At 70.0% G+C, this 414-nt stretch carries 1 protein-coding gene; it reads right to left on the bottom strand.

Annotated elements, in window-relative coordinates; genetic code table 11:
- Positions 1-3: 3 nt before the first annotated feature.
- Positions 4-414, bottom strand: a 411-nt coding sequence (locus tag EF903_RS33455; protein WP_148142680.1) for an alpha/beta fold hydrolase, incomplete at its 5' end; no start/stop codon positions are given.

Consider the following 414-nt stretch of genomic DNA (forward strand, 5'->3'; position numbering starts at 1 on the left):
CGCTCAGTCCAGGAAGGCGAGCAGGGCGGCGTTCACCTCGTCCGCGTGCGTCCACAGCAGGCCGTGGGGGCCGCCGGGCACGATTGTCAGCTGGGCCCCCTCGATGAGCTGCGCGAGCGGGACCGCGGTGGCGTCGACGGGCAGGATGCGGTCGGCGTCGCCGTGGATGATCAGGGTGGGGACGTCGATGCGCGGCAGGTCGGCACGGAAATCGGTCAGCCAGGCCTGGACGCAGTCGAGGGTGCCCTTGGCGGAGGCGCCGACGGCGACGTTCCAACTGGCCTGGACCGCCTGCTCGCTGATCCTCTCGCCGCCGAGCACGTCGGTGTTGTAGAAGTCCGCGAGGAAGGAGGTCATGAACGCGAACCGGTCGGCCGTGATGGCCCCCTCGATGCCCTTGAAGACGCTTCCCTC

The sequence above is a fragment of the Streptomyces sp. WAC05292 genome (assembly GCF_003949955.1).
Lineage (GTDB): Bacteria > Actinomycetota > Actinomycetes > Streptomycetales > Streptomycetaceae > Streptomyces > Streptomyces globosus.